Raw genomic sequence first — 16,457 nt, 5'->3', positions numbered from 1 at the left:
TCACTCGCTTCCGGCGGGCTTGACGCCCATCTCGCTCATGTCCCTGAAGCCGTTGGGCACCAGGGGGCGCGTGTCCGCCTGCGGCACGTGGCAGGCGGTGCAGAAGTAGCGCCGCGGCGAAACGTCGGCGAGCATCTGGCCCTCACGGGTCATGTAGTGCGTGACGCTGATCATCGGCGCGCCGGAATCCTGGGTGAACTCCCGCTTGTGGCAGGACAGGCAGCGGTTGGCGTTGACCGAAAGCTCGTAGCCCTCGATCGAATGTGGGATGATCGGCGGCTGGTCGGGATAGGCGCGCATCTTGCGCTGATCGTCGACCACCCATTTCGGCAGGGGCGGCGCCGCTTCGGTTGCCATCGAGGGCGTCGGCCCCTCCAGTTGCGGCGGGGTCTTCGTCGCCACCTGGGCAATCGCGGCCGTCGCGACGAAAAGCAGGAGCCCCGCTGCGATTGCCGTCCATTCAGGCCGCCTCAGACGGCGACGGGAAGAATCTTGACCGCGCATTTTTTGAAATCCGTCTGTTTGGAAATGGGATCGGTGGCGTCGAGGGTGACCTTGTTGATCAACTGGCTCGCGTCGAACCAGGGGACGAAGACGACGCCCGGCGGCATGCGGTTGCGGCCGCGCGTCTCGACGCGGGAGCGGATCTCGCCGCGGCGCGACACGATGCGCACTTCCGAACCCTGATTGATGCCGCGCTTGCGGGCGTCGTCGGCGTTCATGAAGACGCGGGCGCCGGGGAACGCCTTGTAGAGTTCCGGCACGCGCATCGTCATCGAGCCGGAATGCCAGTGCTCCAGCACCCGCCCGGTCACGAGCCAGACGTCGAACTCCTCATCCGGTGCCTCTGCCGGCGGCTCGTAGGGCACGGCGAGGATGACCGCCTTGCCGTCCTTCTGGCCATAGAACTTCACGCCCTCGCCCGGCTTGACGTAGGGATCGTAGCCTTCGCGGTAGCGCCACAGGGTCTCCTTGCCGTCGACCACGGGCCAGCGCAGCCCGCGCACCTCGTGATACAGGTCGTAGGGCCCGAGGTCGTGGCCATGGCCGCGCCCGAAGGCGGCATATTCCTCGAACAGGCCCTTCTGGATGTAGAAGCCGAAGGCCTCGGCCTCGTTGTTGTCGTACTCCGCATTCACCTCGCTGAGCGGGAAGCGATCCACCTCGCCGTTCTTGAACAGCACCTCATAGAGCGTCTTGCCGCGGTATTGCGGATTTGCCTCCAGGGTCTCGGCGGGCCAGACCTCGTCGGTCGTGAACCGCTTGGAGAACTCCACCATCTGCCACAGGTCGGACCGCGCCTCGCCCTTGGCCTGGACGAGCTGGTGCCAGACATGGGTGCGGCGCTCGGCATTGCCATAGGCGCCCTCCTTCTCCACCCACATGGCGGCCGGCAGGATCAGGTCGGCGCTCATCGCGGTGATCGTCGGATAGGCATCGGAGACGACGATGAAGTTGTCCGGATTGCGGTAGCCCTGCCAGGTCTCATTGGCGGTATTGGGGCCTGCCTGGACGTTGTTGTTCACCTGCACCCAGTAGAAATTGAGCTTGCCGTCCTTCAGCATCCGGTCCTGCTGGACCGCATGATAGCCCGGCTTCTCCGGGATGATGCCGTGCGGGATGCGCCAGATCTCCTCGGCGTGCTTGCGGTGCTCGGGATTGGTCACCGTCATGTCCGCCGGCAGGCGATGGGCGAAGGTGCCGACCTCGCGCGCCGTGCCGCAGGCCGACGGCTGCCCGGTCAGCGAGAACGGGCTGTTGCCGGGCTCGGAGATCTTTCCGGTCAGGAGATGGAGGTTATAGACCATCTGGTTGGCCCAGACGCCGCGGACATGCTGGTTGAACCCCATGGTCCAGAGCGACATGACCTTGCGATCCGGATCAGCATAGAGTTCGGCCAGTTGTTCGAGGAAGCCGGGATCGACGCCGGTCATTTCCGCCGTCTTTTTCAGCGTGTACTCGGAGACGAATTCCTTGAAGGCCTCGAAGTCGATCGGTTCGGTCTTTGTCGGGTCGGCCGAATTGGCAGCCTTCGTCTCCAGCGGATCGTCCGGCCTGAGACCGTAGCCGATGTCTGTGGCGCCACGGGCAAACTTCGCGTGCTGGCGGACGAAATCCTCGTTCACCCGCCCCGTCTGGATGATGTGGTTGGCGATGTAGTTGAGGATGACCAGGTCCGTTCCGGGCTTGAACACCATCGGGATGTCGGCCAGGTCCATGCTGCGGTGGGTGAAGGTCGACAGCACCGCGACCCGCACATGCGGATGGCCGAGGCGGCGGTCGGCAACGCGGGTCCACAGGATCGGATGCATCTCCGCCATGTTCGAACCCCAGAGCACGAAGGCGTCGGCGTGTTCGAAATCGTCGTAGCAGCCCATCGGCTCGTCCATGCCGAAGGTGCGCATGAAGGCGTAGGCGGCGGACGCCATGCAATGGCGCGCGTTCGGATCGAGGTTGTTGGAGCGGAAGCCCGCCCGCATCAGCTTGGTCGCCGCATAGCCCTCGAAGATGGTCCACTGGCCGGATCCGAACATGCCGACGGCAGTCGGCCCCTTCTCCTTCAGCACCTTCTTGCACTGCTCGGCCATGACGTCGAAGGCCTCGTCCCAGCTCACCGGCTCGAACTCGCCGTCCTTGGCGTAGGCGCCGTTGCGCTTGCGCAGAAGCGGCGTCTGCAGCCGATCCTCGCCATACATGATCTTGGAGAGGAAATAGCCCTTGATGCAGTTCAGCCCGCGGTTGACCTCGGCCTGCATGTCGCCATGGGTCGCGACCACCTGGCCTTCCTTGACGCCGACCATGACGCCGCAGCCGGTGCCGCAGAACCGGCACGGTGCCTTCGACCACTTTATCTCCAGCGCCTCCACCCCGCCCGGCACCGGCTGGGCGGCTGCGGGAAGCGCTACGCCGGCCGTGGCCGCGGCAATGCCGGCGGCATGGGCCTTCAGGATGTCACGCCGCGTCAGTGTTCCGGTCATCGCTTCCAGTCTCCTCTGTCTCGACGTGCTCGAAAACCATGTTTGCAGAGATCACTCCGTCGAGGAGCGACATGTGCGTCAAACATTCCCCGAGCATGCCCGTGGACGTTCCCTCGATCACGACGACGATCTTGCCGCCGCCTTCGCCGTGGACTTCCACATTCTCCATCTTCGCGATCTCGGCGAGGACCGCCGCGGTGCGGGCGGGCATCGTCGCGATCACGGCGCTCGAAATATGATGGCGTTGCGGCCGCTCAGGCATCGGCAGCCTCCCTCTCGCCAAGCTCGGTCTCGCGCGGTGCAAGGCCGATCGCATTGACCGGGCACACGGAGAGGCAGGCGCCGCAACCGCTGCACTGATCGGCGCTCAGCTCCGGTTCGAACGGTCCGCCGATGCGCGGGCGAAAGCGGATCGCCTGCACGGGACAGCTCTCGCCGCAGGAGAGACAGGAGACGCCGCGCCGGGCAAGGCACGCGTCGCCGATGGCGGCGACGTGCGGAAAGCACGTCGCCTGTTCGGCCGCAAAGACCGGCTCGGGACAGGCGGCACTGCATTGCCCGCAGAAGGTACATTCGCCAAGCGCGAAATCGATCGACGGAACGCCGTCGACAAGCGCGATGATGCCGGTGGGACATCGCTCCGCGCAAAGCCCGCAGCCGGTGCAGGCGGCCTCGAGGCTTGCGATCGTGGCGCCGGGCGGACAGAGGATGGCCGCCCTAGCCGTCGGCCGGCCAAGCAGGAGTTCACGCCGTGAGAGCGAAGCCGTCTGCATGTCGACGCCTCAATGACCGAGCGGCCCGGGCGGGCCGTAGATGATCTGGAACATCCAGACGAGGAAGCCGTATCCGCCGACGATGGCGACGGCGACCAGCGGCCAGATGCCGAACGCCAGCACGAAGAACGCGATCAGTTCGGCACGGCGCCGCGAACGCTTGTCGGAAACGGGGTGATCGCCAGACAGATCAGACACGTCCTCACCTCTCCTGACTGCAACCAACCCGGCTACGGACCACATTGCGTGACCGCGGCCGGGGGTCGGGGGCGCCTGACACGCCATTTTCGTTGCCTTCGGCGCGACGCCGATCGCAACACCTCCCGGAATGACTAATGGTATCCTCGATTTGCAGGATTGCCAGTCCGATGGTCCAAAGAGGATACGCCTGATTCGGTTCACTTTTTATTTCAGCTTCGAAAGAATGTGGCCGTTGCCGTCCTCGCCTGCGAACGATCTCCGGGCGCGGGCTGTCATGCCGCGGCATCGTCGTCCTTGAGGCCCTTCCTGAAATCGCGGATGCCCTTGGCGACATCGCCCATGAGTTCCGGGATCTTGCCGCGCCCGAACAGGAGCAGCACGACGGCGAGAACGATCAGCCAGTGCCAGATACTGAAGGAACCCATGGACTTCGCCTCTCTCACTCAGATGCCGGCGAGGATAGGGGCAAGGGCCCGGGATGTCCTTGTTCTAGATCAAGAGGAATGGCGCGCACCGTGCGCGAAGCTGTGGCGGGCGCGCGTGCGCCGCCTGACCGGATACGGGGCGGTCGAGACGATTGCCCCCGGCCTGCCCGAGTGGTGGTGGCGCTCGCCGGGAGCGCCACGCGTGCGTTCTACTGCCGGACCAGTTCCTCGAGCTCCCGGCGCGACAGGCACCGCTCCTGCCTGGCATCGGCTGTTGCCTGGCAGAACCTGAACGCGGTCAGATGCGGCAGGTCCAGCGCCTGCCGGACGGTGAGCAGGCCCAGCGGAACGCAGCTGCCGGCGACCACCGCGGATACTTCTATCATCTGTGGCATTGTTTTTCCTCCCTGATTGCGGGGGTCTATGCCTGACATTGAGGGCAACTTGATGGCGTTGGCCCGCGGGAAATGCCCGTCTATTGCCCCATCGCCGCCAGGACGATCGCCGTCGGGATCCCGACCGTTACCAGGGTGCCGGCCACCATCGAGGCCAGCTTCCATATGCGTTCACGCGTCGCCTGCTTGTGGTCCCATTCATACGCCATTGGCTTCCTCCTCGCCTGACGGCAAAGAAGCAGCTGGCCGCAGCCGAGTCGAGTCGGGCGTGAGTGAGGACGGGGGCCAATCCGACAACGGATCAGATTGTCACCCACTCCTGCGTGCATAGAGGATACCGCACAGGACGATGGCGCCACCGATCGCCTGCGTGACGCCGACGGCTTCGCCGAGCACGACCACGCCGAGAAGGGCGGCGACGACCGGCTGGAGCAGCAGGGTGAGCGAGGAGAAGGCCGTCGGCAGGAAAGCGAGCGCATAGGTGATCGCCACCTGCCCGCCGGCATGGCTGATCAGCGCCAGCCCCAGCAGCATCGCCCAGCCGAAGATCGTGACGGGGGCGAACTGGCTCTCGGTCAGAAGCACCACCGGCAGCAGGCAGACCGCCGCCGAAGCCGTACTCCAGAGCATGACGCGGGCGGTGTCGAAGCGGCCGCGCAACCGGGCGACGCCCAGCATGTAGCCGGCATAGAAAAGGGCTGCGAGAACCGCCAGCGCATCGCCCGACGGATTGCCGGCCGAAAGCCCGCTCAGCCCGCCTTTCAGGATGACGATACCGGTGATCGCAACGGCGAGGCCGATGAGGAAGGCGCGGCTGATCGATGCGCCGAGAAACAGCCAGCCGACCGCGGTCACGAAGACAGGGGCCAGATTGGCGAGCAGCGTCGCATTGGCAACCGTCGTCACATGGATCGCGGCGTGCCAGGCAACGAGATCGGCCGCGAGGAAGACACCCGGCAGCGCGAGCGCGATCATGTCGCGCAGCCCCGCAGGCCCCGCGGCCCGACGCTTCTCCGACAGGCGGAAGAACAGGAAGAGCGGCACCAGCGCGAGGGCGACGCGCCAGAAGGCCGTCGCCATCGGGCCGATCTCGGACAGCCGGACGAAGATCGGCGAGCCGCCGATCGCGACCGCGCCGGCCAGCAGCGCCATCAACGCCAGCCGGTTCCGGGCTGCGGGTGCCGTGGCGGCGAATTCGGTCTGCGTCACGGCGATGTCCAGTCTGCGTGGGGCGTGAATGCCGTGAACTAAAGCGCGTCGCGATCCTTCGTGCGCGCTTTAATTCCAGTTCTTTTGCATGTCGCTGTCGCAAAACCGCTGCGCACTTTTGCGCGACATGCTTTAGACCGTGACCGCCAGAACTGCAACACAGTCGCCGGCCTTGACGAGGCCGGGGAAATGCCGGGCGCAAAGGATGCCGTCCATCTTCGCGCGGATCTCGGAGGGCTGCGCGCCTGTGCGACCCGTCGGGTAGATGCGGGCCACCACCTGGTCCCGGGCCACGGCGTCGCCCATGTCCACCAGCGGCTCGATCAGCCCGCCTTCCTCGGCGAAGGCGAAGCAGTCGCCATCCGGCATGTCGAGCCACTGTGTCGGGGCGACCTCCGCCTTGCCCTTCACGATGCCGGCCTGCCGCAGAACGTTGATGACTCCGCGCTTGGCGATCCCCGCACTTCTTGCCGTCGCCGTACCGCCGCCGCCGAGTTCGGTGGTGATGAACACCTTGCCCATCTCCTCGGCCGCCGTGTCGTACATGCCGACCGCATCGATCTCGAGCATCTTCATGGAGTAAGGCGCAGAGAATGCCTGCACCAGTTCGAAGGACCGCTGCTCCTGCGCCTTGTCCGGCAGGATGTGCGCAGCGCAGAAGGGCAGGAAGTCGAGCGTCTTGCCGCCCGAGTGGAAGTCCAGGACGATGTCGGCCAACGGCAGCAGTTCGCGCTGGAAATAGTCGGCGATCTTCTGCGTCACCGTACCGTCCGGCCGGCCCGGAAAGCTGCGGTTCAGGTTGCCCTTGTCGATCGGGGACGTGCGGGTGCCGGCGAGAAAGGCCGGGTAGTTCATCGCGGGGACGATGATGACCCGCCCGGACACGTCCTCCGCCTTCAGGCTGCGCGCGAGGTCGAACAGCGCGATCGGCCCCTCGTATTCGTCGCCGTGATTGCCGCCGGTGAGAAGGGCCGTCGGCCCCTCCCCATTCTTGACGACCGTGATCGGGATCATCACCGAGCCCCAGGCGGAATCGTCGCGGCTATAGGGCAGCCGGAGGAAGCCGTGCTGGATGCCATGGGCCGAAAAATCGACCGTGGGCGTGATCGGCGAGGCGCGCAGTTCGGTTTCGCTCATGGCAGGCTCAATCCTTGACGAACAGCTTGCGCGGCACGTCGGCGAGGCATTCGACGCCGGTGTCGGTGATCAGGATGCTCTCGGTGATCTCCAGACCCATGGTTTCCAGCCAGAGACCCGTCATGAAGTGGAAGGTCATGCCCGGTTTCAGCTCTGTGCGGTCGCCGGGGCGCAGGCTCATGGTGCGCTCGCCCCAGTCCGGCGGATAGGAGAGACCGATGCCGTAGCCGGTGCGGTTGTCCTTGACGATGCCGTATTTCTTGAGGACCGCGAAGAAACCGTTGGCGATGTCCTCGCAGGTGTTGCCCGGCTTGGCGGCGGCGAGCCCCGCCTCCATGCCTTCCAGCGTCGCCTTCTCGGCATCGAGGAATTCCTGCGTCGGCTTGCCGAGGAAGACGGTGCGCGACAGCGGGCAATGGTAGCGGTTATAGGCGCCGGCGATCTCGAAGAATGTGCCCTCGCCGCGCTTCATCGGCCGGTCGTCCCAGGTCAGGTGCGGCGCGGACGCGTCGACGCCCGACGGCAGCAGCGGCACGATCGCCGGATAGTCGCCGCCGATTCCGTCGACGCCGCGCGTACCGGCGTCGTAGATCTCGGCCACCAGGTCGCACTTGCGCATGCCGACCTCGATCTTGTCGAAGATGCGCTGGTGCATGCCTTCCACGATGCGGGCGGCATTGCGCATATACTTGATCTCGGTCTCGCTCTTCACCGCCCGCTGCCAGTTGACCAGCGCCGTGACGTCAACGAAGCGGGCGTTCGGCAGGTGCTTGACCAGGCTCGCGAAGGCGGCGGCGGAGAACCAGTAGTTGTCCATCTCGACGCCGATCGTCAGCTTGTCCAGACCGCGCTCGACCAGCCTGGCTGAGAGATAGTCCATCGGATGGCGCTCGGTCGACTGCACGTAGTGGTCCGGGTAGCCGATGATGTTCTCGTGCTTGAGATAGGCCGTGAGCTTGGCGCCGTTGGCATCCTGGCCGCGGCCGTACCAGATCGGCTCGCCGGTCGGCGGCACGACGACGGCCTGGTGCACGTAGAACGACCAGCCATCGTAGCCCGTCAGCCACGCCATGTTCGACGGGTCGCTGACAATCAGAAGATCGACGCCTTTCGCCTCCATGGCCTTGCGCGTCTTTGCCAGGCGCGTCTCATATTCCCCAAGGGAAAATTTGAGGTTCGGTTGGGTCATGCTTCTCCCTCATTCTCCGGCATCTGCCGGTCTCAACTTTCAAATGGCGTGCCGGCACCGGCCGAGGTCGCGCGCGAAAAGGCGAGCGTGGCGATGGCCGTGTCCTGAATGCCCGTCCCGGTCAGGTCGGCAATGGTGATCTGGTCCGCGTCACGGCGCCCCTGTTCCAGCCCGGCCGCGATCCCGCCGAGTTCGGCGAAGGCGGCGTCCGGGGCCACGAGGCCCGCCTCGATGGCGTGATGCAGTTCGCCGAGGCGGCGGGTCTGGCCGAGGCTGTCTGCGACGTAGAGGCCGGCGTTGACGATCGCCGCCGGCTCGATCTCGTTCTTGTGCTCGGCGTCCGAGCCCATGGCTGTGACATGCTGGCCGGGCTGCAGCCATGCCGCCTTCAGGATCGGCGCCTCAGACGGCGTCGTGGTCACGACGATGTCCGCGCCGGCAACGGCTGCTTGCGGATCGGCCACGGCGGCAACGGAGATGCCGAGTGTCCGTGTGAGCTCGGCCGCGACCCTTTCGGCCTTGGCCACGTCGCGCGCCCAGATCCGGGCCTCGCGGATCGGCCGCACCAGCGTCAGCGCCTGCAGTTGCAGCCTGGCCTGCATGCCCGCGCCGAAGATCGCGGCCACGCCGGAATCCGGCCGGGACAGGTATCGTGCGGCGACGGCGCCGGCTGCGGCCGTTCGCACGTCCGTCAGGTAGCCGTTGTCGAGCAGCAGCGCCTGAACGAGGCCTGTCTTGGCCGACAGGAGCACCATCATGCCGTTGGTGCTCGGCAGGCCGATCTCCGGATTGCCGAAGAAGCCGGGGCTGATCTTGATGGCGAAACCGTCGAGACCGGGGACATAGGCCGTCTTCACGTCGACCTCGCCGCGGTGCTCGGGAATGTCGAGCCGCAGGATCGGCGGCATGGCGACGGCCTTGGTGGCGAGCGCCCGAAAGGCATCCTCCACGCAGGCGACAGCCCCGGCGTCCAGTGTCACGACCTTCCTCAGGTCGGCCTCGGTCAGGATGATCATCCGGCTCATGCCGCCACCTCTTCTTCGACAGACGTCGCGCCGTTGACGATCCTGCGGTGCAGGGTCATGTCGACATTGCGGCCGGACAGGATCGCGACAACAGGCCCGGCAAACCGGATCCGCCCGGCAAGCAGCGCCGCGATGCCGACCGCGCCCGCCCCTTCGACGATCTCGCGCTCGACGGCATAGGCATGCCGCATGCCGGCGGCGATCTCAGCTTCCGGAAGCAGCAGCACATCGTCGAGCAGGTCGCGGCACATGGCGAAGGTCAGGGCATTGTCGAGCCCGATGCCGCCGCCGAGCGAATCCGCAAGGCTCGGCAGTTCCTCCACCTGCACCGGATGTCCGACATCGAGGCTCGCCTTCATCGCCGCACCCCGTTCCATGGTGAGCCCGATCACTTTTGCCTTCGGGTTCGCGCCCTTGACGGCCGCGGCCACGCCGGCCGCGAGCCCGCCGCCCGAAAGCGGCACGAGCACGGTGGCCACCTGCGGCAATTGTTCGATGATCTCGAGCCCGAGCGTGCCCTGCCCGGCGATGACGGCGGCATCGTCGAAGGGCGGCACCATGACCATGCCCTTTTCCGCCACCAGCCGGTCGACTTCCTCCTGCGCCTCGTCCTGCGAGCTGCCGACGATGCGGACCTCGGCGCCGAGCCTGCGGATCTCCGCGACCTTGTTTTCCGGCACCAGCCTCGACATGCAGATGGTGGCGACCGCGCCTTCCGCCTTTGCCGCATGCGCCAGCGCCCGGCCGTGATTGCCGGTGGAGGCGGCGACGACGCCACGGGCACGTTGCGCCGGCGTCAGCGACAGGACCGCGTTGGTCGCGCCGCGCAGCTTGAAGCTGCCGGTCGTCTGATAGTGTTCGAGCTTGAGGTGGACGAGAGCGCCGGTCCTCTCCTGAAGGATGGCGGATGGCACCATCGGCGTGCGCAGGACCCGCCCGGCGATGCGGGCGGATGCGGCACGGATGTCGTCGATCGAGACGGAGGCCGGTTGCGCGCACATGGGGTCAACCTTCGAGATAGGGCTTGGTCATGAGAGTACCGAGCTCCGGCCGCGCCGTCGCATCGCCGCAGAGGCGCAGGCATGCCCAGGCCGTCGCGAGGTTGCTGCTGACCACGGGCTTTCCGATCGTCTTCTCGATGCGCGGGGCGACCTCGGCGGCGCGAACGGCCGTGCAGGATATGAACAGCGCATCCGATTGCGGCGCCGTCGCCTCTTCGGCGAAGGCTGCGATCTCGTCGTGCGAGATCCGCGCCATCTCCCGGTCGTCGGTCAACCCGAGGCAGGTGAAGCGGTCGATCCGGAAGCCGAGGTCGGCGAAGTAGCGCGCCATCGGCCGGCTGGTCTCGACGGTGTAGGGCGTCAGGATCGAAATCCGCTTCGCGCCCACGGCCTTCAGACCCTTCACGGAAGCTGCAGTCGGCGTCACGACGGGAACGCCGGGCTTTGCCGCCTGCACGGCCGCCTCAATTTGCCTGTCTCCTATGACCACGGAGGCCGAAGTGCAGGAGTACATGACCGCGTCCAGCGGTTCGTCAGGCAGGATCAGCGCCGCACCCGCCGTCAGTTGCGGCTGCATCTTCATCAGGTTCTCGGGCGTCACCGGGTTCGCATAGGGAATGCGCGTGACGTAGACGCCGATCCGCTCGCTCGCCACCATGCACCGGAAATCGACCTCGGTCGTGTGGTCCGTCGCCAGGATGATCAGGCCGACCCGCTTTTCCAGCGGGCGGTCGTCGAGGCGCGGGGCGCGGCTTGCCGTGCCGATGGGGATATCGTCCGGCGTCATCGCTCGTCCACCCTGGCATAGCGTTCTTCCAGGAAGCGCAGCGCAACGACGGAGATCAGGCTGATGACCAGGAAGAACACGCCGACCAGCGTCATCGGCTCGATATAGCGGTAGCTGCTGTTGGCGACACTCTTGGCCTGGTTCATCAGTTCGAGAACGGTGATGGCCGACAGCAGCGGCGTCTCCTTGAACATGGCGATGAAATAGTTGGCAAGCGCCGGGATCATCGGCGGGATCGCCTGCGGCAGCACCACATGGATCCACGCCTGCCGGATGCTGAGATTGGTGGCCCGGGCCGCCTCCCACTGGCCGCGCGGCACGTTGTCGATGCCGGCGCGGTAGACTTCGGCGGCATAGGTGCCGTAGTGGATGCCGAGCCCGATCACGCCGGCGACCAGCGGCGACAGCCGGATGCCGATGTCGGGCAGCACGTAGAAGATGAAATAGAGCTGCACGAGCAGCGGCGTGCCGCGGATGAAATCGGCGAAGAAGCCAACCGGGCGTGCGATCAGCGGGTTCGGCGAGCGCCGGGCGATGGCCAGCACCAGGCCGAAGACGGCGGCGACGATCGCGCCGAGCACGGTGGCGAGAATGGTGATCTTCAGCCCTTCGAGAAGGGTCGGCATGATCTGCCAGACGAATGCCCAGTCCCATTCCATGGTCAGACCCTCACGCCGTCGAGGCCACGCGCCGCCCGGCGTTCCAGCCAGCGCACCCCGGCCGAAATGGCCATGGCCATGGCAAAGTAGAGAACGAGGACGGTCGCGAACGGGATCAGCGTATTGCCCGTCTGCGCCCTGACCACCTGCGCCTGGAAGGTCATGTCGGTCAGCGAGATCAGCGAGACCACGGCCGTTCCCTTCAGAAGCTCGATGGCGTTGTTGCCGAAGGTCGGCAGCATCAGCGGCAGTGCCTGCGGCAGGATCACGTGGCGCAGGCGCTGGTAGCGGCCGAGATTGAGGGCGACGCAGGCCTCGTGCTGCTCCCGGCCGATCGCCCGCACCGCACCGCGCACCACTTCCGCGCCATAGGCGCCGACGTTCAGCCCCAGCGCCAGCACGCCTGCCTGCAGCGGCGTCAGCGTGATGCCGGCAAAAGGCAGGACGAAATAGGCCCAGAAGAGCTGCACGAAGATCGAGGTGCCGCGGAAGAATTCGATATAGGTCGTGGCCAGCGCCCGGACCGCGGCAAAGCGCGACAGACGGCCGAGGCCGGCGGCGAAGGCCATGACGAGCGCCAGCGCCGAACCCATGAGCGTGAGCTCGATCGTCACCAGCGCGCCTTGCAGGATCAGTCCGATATAGCCTGTCCAGTCGATCATGATGTGTTCCGCCCGCTGGAAGCATAGGCAGTCGGCGACGCACCCCCCTCTGCCCTGCCGGGCATCTCCCCCTCAAGGGGGGAGACTGGCTGGAGCCTGGCCCTGCACGGAGAGGGGTGCGATCGCGTCATCTGCGGTTACCCGTTTCGCTACATCCGAGGATCACTGCGCCGCGCAGAGCTTCTCGCGGGTGGTGGACATCGCGGCGGCTGCCGAGAAGCCGTAGGGCTCGATGATCTTGGCGAACTCGCCCGATTCCTTCAGCTTGGCGAGTTCCACGTCGAAGGCATCGCGCAGCGCCTCGTCGCCCTTCTTGAAGGCGGCGCCGTCGCAATAGACCGGGGCACCCTGAACGGGAGCTATGACCTCGAGGTTCGGGTCGTTGGCCTTCATCACGAGATCGTTGATCGACAGGACCGGCAGCGAATAGGCGTCGATGCGGCCGTCCTGCAGCATCTTCAGGCCGCTCTGGCCATCTGGCACCACGATGACGCGCTCGCGCGGTACGCCGGCTTCCAGCGCCAGCTTCTCTTCCGTGCCGCCGCCGGGCGCGCCGATGGTGGCCGACTGGTCCTTGGCGACATCGGCATAGCTCTTGAAGCCTTTCGGATTGCCCTTCTTGACGAGCATGGCCTCGGCGTCGCAGAGGACCGGCTCGGAGTAGGCGACGGCCGCGCAGCGCTCCGGCTTCATGAACAGGCCGGCGGTGACGGCATCATGGCGTCCGGCCTGCAGGCCGGGGATCATGGCGCCGTATTCGGAGATCGAGGCGACGACGTCGCCGACGCCGAGGCGCTTGAAGACCTCGCGGGCGACGTCGGGAGCCGCTCCCGAGACCTTGCCGTCGGCGCCGACGGCGGTGAACGGCGGTTCGTTGGCGATCGCGATGCGGGCGAAGCCCTGCGCCTTCAGCTCTTCCAGCTTGGCGTCGTCGGCGTTTGCGGGGGCTGCGGCAAACGCCGCCATCAAAGCCGTGGCACCGGCTGCCATCGTCATGAAATGTTTCAATGTCATCGTTTTATCTCCTCTGGATTTTCCGTTTTTTATCGGAGGCATTGTCGGGTCGCCCCGGCGGTCAGACGCGGTGCCCCGCCGCGATTATCTTGCGCAGGAAGGTCTGTGTCCGCTCCTGCCTGGGATTTCGGAATATGTCGTCCGGCTTGCCCTCCTCGACGATCCGGCCCTTGTCGAAGAACAGGACGCGATCGGCGAAGTCGTGGGCAAAGCCCATCTCGTGGGTGACGAGCAGCATCGTCATGTCGGTCTCGGCGGCGAGCTTGCGCATGACGTTCAGGACCTCCTCGACCAGTTCCGGGTCGAGCGCCGAGGTGACCTCGTCGAACAGCATGATCTTCGGCGACAGCGCGAGCGCGCGGGCGATGGCGACGCGCTGCTTCTGTCCGCCGGACAGTTGCGCCGGCATGCTCTTCGCCTTGTCGGCCATGCCCACCATGTCGAGAAGCTTCATCGCCCGGTCTTCGGCCGCCGCCTTCGCCACGCCCTTGGTCAGCATCGGCGCCAGCGTGATGTTGTCGAGCACGCATTTGTGCGGAAACAGGTTGAAGTGCTGGAAGACCATGCCGATCTTCTCGCGCATCTTCTGCAGATGCCGTTCGTCGGCCGGGACCAGGCTGCCGCCCCTCGGCATGTGGTAAAGCTGATCGCCGTCCACCTCGATGTGGCCGCCGTCGATCTTCTCAAGCGTCATCAGGATGCGCAGGATGGTGGTCTTTCCCGATCCCGACGGCCCGATCAGCGCCAGCTTCTCGCCCGGCATGACATTCATCGACAGACCGTCGAGCACCGTCAGCGGCCCGTAGGTCTTCGTGATGTTGTCGATGCGAATGATGGGCGAGGCCATGCATGTCTCTCCCTGTTGAGACGAGCGATGCCCAACGATGAACAGCTTATGAAATCATGTCAATTATCAAAATAATATCATGACAATTATTCTTTTCCTGCCCAAATGGCAGGCGGAACCGTCAAATAGCAAGCAGGAGCGCTTCCGGATTTCCCTGCGCCAGCGAGGCGACGATGCCGAGCCCCGTGCGTAGTTCCGCCTCGGACGTGGAGCCGAGCGAGATGCGAACGGCGGGAGCGTGACCCTGGTCTGCGGTGTGGAAGGAGGCGCCGGGGGCGATCGCCACGCCGCGCAGCCGCGCCTGCGCCACGAAGCCCTCCTCGGTATGCTGGCAGGTGAGCGGCAGCCAGACGTGCAGGCTCTGCGGGTGGGCGTTATAGGCGAGCCCGGAAAGCATCTCGGCGGCGATTTCGTGACGCCGCGCCAGCGCCCGCCTCTGCCAGTTCACCAGCTCCATCGCCGTGCCGTTGCCGACCCAGCGCGTGGCGACCTCGACGATCGCCGGCGTGGCCATCCAGTTGGACACCAGGTGCCGGTTGGCGACGGCTGCGACATAGCGGTCGGGCGCGACGAGATAGCCGATGCGCAGGCCGGGAACGGTGATCTTGGTGAAACTGGTGACATAGAGCGTGCGGTCCGGCGCAAAGGCCTGCAGCGGCGGCGGCCGGTCTTCGACCAGCGGCCCGAGAATGTCGTTCTCGATGATCGCGATATCGTGCCTGGCGGCGACGGCGGCCAGTTCCTCGCGTCGCCTGGCGCTCATCAGCGTCGCCCTGGGGTTGATGACCGAAGGCTGAAGGAACACCGCCCGGATCGGCCCCTTGCGGCAGGCAGCGTCCAGGGCGGCCGGGATCATCCCGTCCGCATCGATCGCCAGGCCCTCGAGGTGGATGCCGAGATAGGTGGAGAGCGGCACCAGGGTATGATGGCTGATGGCCTCGGTCGCGACCGTCGATCCGGGCGGCGCGACGCTCATCAGGGCGACCGTCATGGCCGAGGTGGCGCCGTTCGTGAGGTTGACGTTGAGCGGGGAAACGTCCAGCCCGCAAAGCTGCAGCCATTCCGCCGCAACGGCCCGGTGACGCGGGAACACCATGTTGGGGCGGAACGAGAGCGCCGAACTGGACGGCAGGTTTTCCGCCAGCCAGCCGAAGGCCTCGCGCATGCGGTCGAGATGGAGCTGCTCGCAGACGGGCTTGAGGATCGACAGGTCGATCACCTCGCCCAGCCGCTCCGGCAGATAGGGCGGCTCGGGCTCCTTCGACCGGGTCTGCACGAAGGAACCGCGGCCGATCTCGCCGGCGACCATGCCGCGCCGGGTCAATTCTTCATAGGCGCGGCTCACCGTCTGGATCGAAAGGCCGAGGTCTTCCGCAAGCTTGCGATGGGTGGGCAGGCGGTCGCCGTCGGCAAGCTTGCCGTCGTGGATGGCATTGGCGATCTGCTCGGCCAAAGAGAGGTAGGCCGGACGGCGGAGCTGCAGCGGATCGGGGCGCCAATTTGTCATGATTTGACAGTGATAAAATTCAGGTCATTTGACAATGCAAAATTGCATTCGTCTCGGCTTTTTCATAGTCTTTGCCATGATTTCGATTTGAGGCCGTCCTCCGCATGAAACTTGACGCGATCGACCTGCGCATCCTCGACGCCGTCCAGCGGGACGGCCGCATCACCAAGGTGGCGCTCGCCGAAGAGGTCGGCCTGTCGCCTACGCCGTGCTGGATGCGCCTGCGCAAGCTCGAAAAGGCCGGCATCATTTCGGGCTATCATGCCCGCGTCGCGGTCCGCCGCGTCGCGCCGGTCGCAAGCGTGATGATGGAAGTCACCCTCGAAAACCATCGCCAGGCCGATTTCGACCGCTTCGAACGCGCCGTCGCGGCGATCCCCGAAATCGTCGCCTGCTGGTCGGTCGGCGGCGGGGTCGATTACATCGTCAAGATCATGGCCGCTGATATCGACGCCTACCAGCGGCTGGTCGACGGCCTGCTGGACCGGCAGATCGGCATCGCCCGCTACTTCACCTACATCGTCACCAAGACGGTGAAGGAGGAAACCGTCCTGCCCCTGACGGCGCTGCTGCCGGCTCCGGAACCCGCGAACGGCCGATAGAGGATTCCTCTGCGGCGCCTTGCTCCCTTGGACCAATCCTCTGCCG

At 65.9% G+C, this 16,457-nt stretch carries 20 protein-coding genes; 1 reads left to right on the top strand and 19 read right to left on the bottom strand.

Annotation, left to right across the window (positions count from 1 at the left end; genetic code table 11):
• The 19 genes from LQK81_RS00530 to ehuR form a co-directional block, all read right to left on the bottom strand.
• Complete coding sequence (locus tag LQK81_RS00530; RefSeq protein ID WP_230802721.1) at positions 1-504, bottom strand: nitrate reductase cytochrome c-type subunit; 504 nt, start codon at positions 502-504, stop codon at positions 1-3.
• A complete protein-coding gene (napA, locus tag LQK81_RS00525) occupies positions 471-2,978 on the bottom strand; it encodes a periplasmic nitrate reductase subunit alpha (RefSeq protein ID WP_230802720.1) in 2,508 nt (835 codons plus the stop codon). Before napA ends, LQK81_RS00530 begins: the two co-directional genes overlap by 34 nt.
• Positions 2,953-3,240 carry a chaperone NapD gene (locus LQK81_RS00520; protein ID WP_230802719.1) on the bottom strand — a complete coding sequence of 96 codons (288 nt, stop codon included), beginning with the start codon at positions 3,238-3,240 and terminating at the stop codon, positions 2,953-2,955. The genes napA and LQK81_RS00520 overlap by 26 nt, the downstream gene beginning before the upstream one ends.
• Positions 3,233-3,751, bottom strand: a complete 519-nt coding sequence (locus LQK81_RS00515; RefSeq protein WP_230802718.1) for a ferredoxin-type protein NapF — start codon at positions 3,749-3,751, stop codon at positions 3,233-3,235. The genes LQK81_RS00520 and LQK81_RS00515 overlap by 8 nt, the downstream gene beginning before the upstream one ends.
• Before the next feature lie 9 nt (positions 3,752-3,760).
• Positions 3,761-3,940 carry a periplasmic nitrate reductase, NapE protein gene (gene napE / locus LQK81_RS00510; RefSeq protein ID WP_230804358.1) on the bottom strand — a complete coding sequence of 60 codons (180 nt, stop codon included), beginning with the start codon at positions 3,938-3,940 and terminating at the stop codon, positions 3,761-3,763.
• Between the two features lie 284 nt (positions 3,941-4,224).
• A complete protein-coding gene (locus tag LQK81_RS00505; protein ID WP_183799448.1) occupies positions 4,225-4,377 on the bottom strand; it encodes a twin-arginine translocase TatA/TatE family subunit in 153 nt (50 codons plus the stop codon).
• A gap of 209 nt (positions 4,378-4,586) precedes the next feature.
• Positions 4,587-4,763 carry a hypothetical protein gene (locus LQK81_RS00500; RefSeq protein ID WP_230802717.1) on the bottom strand — a complete coding sequence of 59 codons (177 nt, stop codon included), beginning with the start codon at positions 4,761-4,763 and terminating at the stop codon, positions 4,587-4,589.
• A gap of 89 nt (positions 4,764-4,852) precedes the next feature.
• Positions 4,853-4,981, bottom strand: a complete 129-nt coding sequence (locus LQK81_RS26185; RefSeq protein ID WP_263812065.1) for a hypothetical protein — start codon at positions 4,979-4,981, stop codon at positions 4,853-4,855.
• A 100-nt stretch (positions 4,982-5,081) separates the two neighbouring features.
• Entirely contained in the window at positions 5,082-5,981 is a 900-nt protein-coding gene (locus tag LQK81_RS00495; RefSeq protein WP_442967044.1) for a DMT family transporter, read from the bottom strand.
• Positions 5,982-6,113: 132 nt separating this feature from the next.
• The gene (gene doeB / locus LQK81_RS00490) at positions 6,114-7,118 is read right to left on the bottom strand and encodes a N(2)-acetyl-L-2,4-diaminobutanoate deacetylase DoeB (protein ID WP_230802716.1); all 1,005 of its coding nucleotides are present in this window, start codon (positions 7,116-7,118) and stop codon (positions 6,114-6,116) included.
• Positions 7,119-7,125: 7 nt separating this feature from the next.
• The gene (gene doeA / locus LQK81_RS00485; RefSeq protein ID WP_230802715.1) at positions 7,126-8,307 is read right to left on the bottom strand and encodes an ectoine hydrolase DoeA; all 1,182 of its coding nucleotides are present in this window, start codon (positions 8,305-8,307) and stop codon (positions 7,126-7,128) included.
• Between the two features lie 32 nt (positions 8,308-8,339).
• Entirely contained in the window at positions 8,340-9,332 is a 993-nt protein-coding gene (gene eutC / locus LQK81_RS00480; RefSeq protein ID WP_230802714.1) for an ectoine utilization protein EutC, read from the bottom strand.
• On the bottom strand, positions 9,329-10,333 hold the full coding sequence (eutB, locus tag LQK81_RS00475) for a hydroxyectoine utilization dehydratase EutB (protein ID WP_230802713.1): 1,005 nt from the start codon (positions 10,331-10,333) through the stop codon (positions 9,329-9,331). The genes eutC and eutB overlap by 4 nt, the downstream gene beginning before the upstream one ends.
• 4 nt (positions 10,334-10,337) lie before the next feature.
• Positions 10,338-11,120, bottom strand: coding sequence for an ectoine utilization protein EutA (gene eutA, locus LQK81_RS00470; protein WP_230802712.1), 783 nt, complete (start codon positions 11,118-11,120; stop codon positions 10,338-10,340).
• Complete coding sequence (gene ehuD / locus LQK81_RS00465) at positions 11,117-11,779, bottom strand: ectoine/hydroxyectoine ABC transporter permease subunit EhuD (RefSeq protein ID WP_230802711.1); 663 nt, start codon at positions 11,777-11,779, stop codon at positions 11,117-11,119. Before ehuD ends, eutA begins: the two co-directional genes overlap by 4 nt.
• Positions 11,780-11,781: 2 nt before the next feature.
• Positions 11,782-12,441: an ectoine/hydroxyectoine ABC transporter permease subunit EhuC gene (gene ehuC / locus LQK81_RS00460; RefSeq protein ID WP_230802710.1), complete on the bottom strand. Its 660-nt coding sequence runs from the start codon at positions 12,439-12,441 to the stop codon at positions 11,782-11,784.
• Positions 12,442-12,603: 162 nt separating this feature from the next.
• A complete protein-coding gene (gene ehuB, locus LQK81_RS00455; protein ID WP_230802709.1) occupies positions 12,604-13,455 on the bottom strand; it encodes an ectoine/hydroxyectoine ABC transporter substrate-binding protein EhuB in 852 nt (283 codons plus the stop codon).
• Positions 13,456-13,516: 61 nt separating this feature from the next.
• Positions 13,517-14,302, bottom strand: coding sequence for an ectoine/hydroxyectoine ABC transporter ATP-binding protein EhuA (ehuA, locus tag LQK81_RS00450; RefSeq protein WP_230802708.1), 786 nt, complete (start codon positions 14,300-14,302; stop codon positions 13,517-13,519).
• A 121-nt stretch (positions 14,303-14,423) separates the two neighbouring features.
• The gene (ehuR, locus tag LQK81_RS00445) at positions 14,424-15,809 is read right to left on the bottom strand and encodes a MocR-like ectoine utilization transcription factor EhuR (RefSeq protein WP_230802707.1); all 1,386 of its coding nucleotides are present in this window, start codon (positions 15,807-15,809) and stop codon (positions 14,424-14,426) included.
• A 104-nt stretch (positions 15,810-15,913) separates the two neighbouring features.
• On the opposite strand from ehuR, the gene LQK81_RS00440 reads away from it, so the two are divergent.
• Positions 15,914-16,411, top strand: coding sequence for an Lrp/AsnC family transcriptional regulator (locus LQK81_RS00440; protein WP_230802706.1), 498 nt, complete (start codon positions 15,914-15,916; stop codon positions 16,409-16,411).
• Positions 16,412-16,457 lie beyond the last annotated feature (46 nt).

The organism is Rhizobium sp. GN54 (genome assembly GCF_021026345.1).
GTDB lineage: Bacteria > Pseudomonadota > Alphaproteobacteria > Rhizobiales > Rhizobiaceae > Mycoplana.
This window is presented reverse-complemented; position numbering and strand designations above follow the sequence as displayed.